Genomic DNA, 4,257 nt, shown 5'->3' on the forward strand with positions numbered 1-4,257 from the left:
GCCCCAGCCCGGTGCGGGCCTGGGCTGCGGGACGGGACCCGCGCCCTGCTGGCTCGGCGGGGCCCACTGTCCTGGTGGCGGCTGGGTCGCGGACCAGCCAGGAGGCGAACCGGCCTCGTCGGTGGGGCCGGCGGGGCGGGGCACGCCGCTGTTCTGGCCGTCGGACGGGGCAGATCCGGGCGATGCCCAGCCCGGAGTGTCGTTCACGGTCGTCCACCTCGTGGATTGGTTGCGGGGCCGGCTCGGCGATCGGGCGCTGCGGGAGCGTCCTTTCGCGTACCGGGCGGCGGGCTGGCAGCCATCGTGCCACGCGTGGGTGCCTGGTGGGCCGGGCGCGGTATCTCCTTATCACCCTGTTCCCCGCCACTCGTTGCCTTCAATGTCGGTGCCGGAGCGGGCAGACTGGGCGGATGGCTGATCAGTACGTACAGAAGCCCGTCGGCGCAGAGCCGTCCATGCTCCCCACGCTTCGCTGGGACGAGCCGCCGGAGGGGCCCGTGCTGGTCCTCCTCGACCAGACGAGACTGCCGGTCGAAGAGGCGGAGTTCGTCTGTACGGACGTGCCTGCCTTGGTGCAGGCGATCCGGACGCTCGTCGTGCGGGGTGCGCCGGTGCTGGGGATCGCCGGTGCCTACGGGGTGGCGCTCGCGGCGGCGCGGGGCTTCGACGTGGAGGACGCGGCGGAGATCCTGGCGCAGGCGCGGCCCACCGCGGTCAATCTCGGCCTCGGCGTACGGCGGGCCCGCGACGCGTACCGGGCCGCTGCGGACAAGGGCGCGGATCTGGAGCAGGCGGCGGCTGCCGCGCTCGCCGAGGCGAGGCTGCTGCACCAGGAGGACGCGCAGGCCAGCGCCCAGATGGCGGAGGCCGGGCTGACGCTGCTTGACGAGCTGCTGCCGGGCGGTAACCACCGGATCCTGACGCACTGCAACACCGGGGCGCTCGTCTCGGGCGGGGACGGTACGGCGTTCGCCGTCGCGCTGTCCGCGCACCGGGCGGGCCGGCTGCGGCGGCTGTGGGTGGACGAGACGCGTCCGCTGCTCCAGGGCTCCCGGCTGACGGCGTACGAGGCGGCGCGCAGCGGGATGGCGTACACGCTGCTCACGGACAACGCCGCCGGTTCGCTGTTCGCTGCGGGGGAGGTCGACGCGGTCCTGGTGGGCGCGGACCGGATCGCGGCCGACGGTTCGGTGGCGAACAAGGTGGGGAGCTATCCGCTCGCCGTGCTCGCCAAGTACCACAATGTGCCGTTCGTCGTGGTCGCCCCGACCACGACGATCGACCTGGAGACGCCGGACGGGGCGTCGATCGAGGTGGAGCAGCGGCCTGGGCAGGAGGTGACGGAGCTCACGGCGCCGCAGCTCGCGTCGGCGGGGGCGGAGGCGACCGGGATGCCGGTCGCGCCGCTGGGGACGCAGGCGTACAACCCGGCGTTCGACATCACGCCGCCGGAGTTGGTGACGGCGATCGTGACCGAGCACGGGGTGCTCTCGCCGGTGACGGGGGCCGCGCTCGTCGAGCTGGCGGCCAGGTCACGTCGAGTGACGACCGGTTGACGGGGCTGCCCGCAGGCGTCCCGTTTGCGGTCCGAACATCCATAAACCCTGTTCACTCCACTACCGTGTGGGGGCGATGGGGAGTGAGCCCGGTTCATCGGTGCACGTCGTCGCTGTTCAGTGAGACAAATCACGCATGTCTACGCAACGGAAATGAAAATGGGATGATGTCGATATGAAGGGACGCGTCCTCGTCGTCGATGACGACACCGCACTGGCCGAGATGCTCGGGATTGTGCTGCGTGGTGAAGGGTTCGAGCCGTCGTTCGTGGCGGACGGCGACAAAGCGCTTGCCGCATTCCGTGAGGCGAAGCCTGATCTGGTGCTGCTGGATCTCATGCTTCCCGGCCGGGACGGCATCGAGGTGTGCCGGCTCATCCGGGCCGAGTCCGGGGTGCCGATCGTCATGCTGACGGCCAAGAGCGACACCGTCGACGTGGTCGTCGGTCTTGAGTCCGGCGCCGATGACTACATCGTCAAGCCGTTCAAGCCCAAGGAGCTGGTGGCGCGCATCAGGGCGCGGCTGCGCAGGTCCGAGGAGCCGGCTCCGGAGCAGCTGACCATCGGCGATCTGGTCATCGATGTGGCAGGGCACTCGGTGAAGCGGGAGGGGCAGTCCATCGCTCTGACGCCGCTGGAGTTCGACCTGCTCGTCGCGCTGGCCCGTAAGCCGTGGCAGGTGTTCACCCGTGAGGTGCTGCTGGAGCAGGTGTGGGGGTACCGGCACGCCGCGGACACCCGGCTGGTCAATGTCCATGTGCAGCGGCTGCGTTCCAAGGTCGAGAAGGACCCGGAGCGGCCGGAGATCGTGGTGACCGTCCGTGGTGTCGGCTACAAGGCAGGACCGAGCTGACATGTCCGGCGGCAGTGCTGCTCCGAAGCCCGGGGGGCCGGGAGTCCGTACGGGGCGGACTGCCGGTTCCGGACGGGTGTCCGCCTGGTTCGGCCGGCCCGGCCGGCTGCTCCAGGACGGTGCGCCCGGCGGGCCCGTCGTGCGGCTCCTGGTGCGCTGGGTGAGGCGGCCGCTGCTGCCCGCCGTGCGGCTGTGGCGGCGCAACATCCAGCTGCGGGTCGTCGCGGCGACGCTGCTGATGTCGCTCGGTGTGGTGCTGCTGCTCGGGTTCGTGGTCATCGGGCAGGTGCGCAACGGCCTGCTGGAGGCCAAGGAGAAGGCGGCGCAGAGCCAGGCGGCCGGTGGTTTCACCGTGGCGCAGGAGAAGGCCGACGCGCCCGCTGCGCCGGGTACCAGGGGCGACAGCGGCTCGGGCGGTACGCCGGGCCGTAACTCCTGGCGGACCGAGCTGGTCGAGCAGCTCGCCAGCGGTGGCCCCGGTGCCTTCAACGTGGTGGCGCTCAGCGGCGACGCGACGGACCCCGGATCGACCAACCGTGCGCCGCGCGCCTCGGGCGGGGTGGACTTCGGGAGCATCCCGGCGGATCTGCGGGCCCAGGTCGGCGGCGGCAAGGGCGAGTTCGAGCGGTACGCCCAGATCAAGTACACGGACGCGTCCGACGCGCGGAAGCCGGAGCCCGGCCTGATCATCGGCAAGCGGCTCAACGACGTCGACCGCAATTCCTACGAGCTGTACTACCTCTTCCCGCTGAACCAGGAGGAGCAGTCCCTCAACCTGGTCAAGGGCACCCTCGCGACGGCGGGTCTGTTCGTCGTCGTGCTGCTCGGTGCCATCGCCTGGCTGGTGGTCCGGCAGGTCGTCACCCCCGTACGGATGGCGGCCGGCATCGCCGAGCGGCTTTCCGCGGGGCGCCTCCAGGAGCGGATGAAGGTCACCGGTGAGGACGACATCGCGCGGCTCGGCGAGGCGTTCAACAAGATGGCGCAGAACCTCCAGCTCAAGATCCAGCAGCTGGAGGAGCTGTCCAGGATGCAGCGGCGCTTCGTCTCCGACGTCTCGCACGAGCTGCGGACGCCGCTGACGACGGTGCGGATGGCGGCCGACGTCATCCATGACGCGCGGATGGACTTCGACCCGGTGACGGCCCGCTCCGCGGAGCTGCTCGGGGACCAGCTCGACCGTTTCGAGTCGCTGCTGTCGGACCTGCTGGAGATCAGCCGCTTCGACGCGGGCGCGGCGGCGCTGGAGGCCGAGCCGATAGATCTGCGCGAGGTCGTACGGCGTGTCATCGGCGGCGCCGAGCCGCTGGCCGAGCGCAAGGGCACCCGGATCCGGGTCGTCGGTGACGAGCAGCCCGTGGTCGCCGAGGCTGATGCCCGCCGGGTCGAGCGGGTGCTGCGCAATCTCGTCGTCAACGCCGTGGAGCACGGCGAGGGCAGGGACGTCGTGGTCAGGATGGCCGTCGCGGGCGGGGCGGTCGCCGTCGCCGTACGCGACTACGGCGTGGGCCTGAAGCCCGGTGAGGCGACCCGGGTGTTCAACCGCTTCTGGCGCGCCGACCCGGCCAGGGCGCGCACCACGGGCGGCACCGGCCTCGGTCTGTCGATCGCCGTCGAGGACGCGCGGCTGCACGGCGGCTGGCTCCAGGCCTGGGGGGAGCCGGGCGGCGGTTCGCAGTTCCGGCTGACCCTGCCGCGCACGGCGGACGAGTCGCTGCGCGGCTCACCCATACCCCTGGAACCCGAGGACTCGCGGCGCAACCGCGAGCGGTCGGCGGTCGGCGACGCCCAGGAGAACCCGCACCGGCTGGCGAGCGTGCCGGCCCAGCCGAGGCTGGACCGCTCGGC

3 protein-coding genes and 1 pseudogene are annotated in these 4,257 nt (G+C 71.7%); 3 read left to right on the plus strand and 1 reads right to left on the minus strand.

Translation table 11 applies throughout. From position 1 onward, the window contains the following. A pseudogene (locus HY68_RS44560) lies at positions 1-207 on the minus strand (hypothetical protein); the annotation flags it as partial. Between the two features lie 203 nt (positions 208-410). Between HY68_RS44560 and mtnA the strand changes: the two are divergent. From mtnA to mtrB, 3 genes are all read left to right on the plus strand, one after another. Further along, positions 411-1,556 carry an S-methyl-5-thioribose-1-phosphate isomerase gene (gene mtnA, locus HY68_RS15215; protein WP_041989071.1) on the plus strand — a complete coding sequence of 382 codons (1,146 nt, stop codon included), beginning with the start codon at positions 411-413 and terminating at the stop codon, positions 1,554-1,556. Between the two features lie 175 nt (positions 1,557-1,731). Continuing rightward, on the plus strand, positions 1,732-2,409 hold the full coding sequence (gene mtrA, locus HY68_RS15220; RefSeq protein ID WP_003968748.1) for a two-component system response regulator MtrA: 678 nt from the start codon (positions 1,732-1,734) through the stop codon (positions 2,407-2,409). A 1-nt stretch (position 2,410) separates the two neighbouring features. Beyond that, a partial coding sequence (gene mtrB / locus HY68_RS15225; protein WP_041989075.1) for an MtrAB system histidine kinase MtrB occupies positions 2,411-4,257 on the plus strand: 1,847 nt, incomplete at its 3' end.

Source organism: Streptomyces sp. AcH 505, assembly GCF_000818175.1.
In the GTDB taxonomy this organism is placed as follows: domain Bacteria; phylum Actinomycetota; class Actinomycetes; order Streptomycetales; family Streptomycetaceae; genus Streptomyces.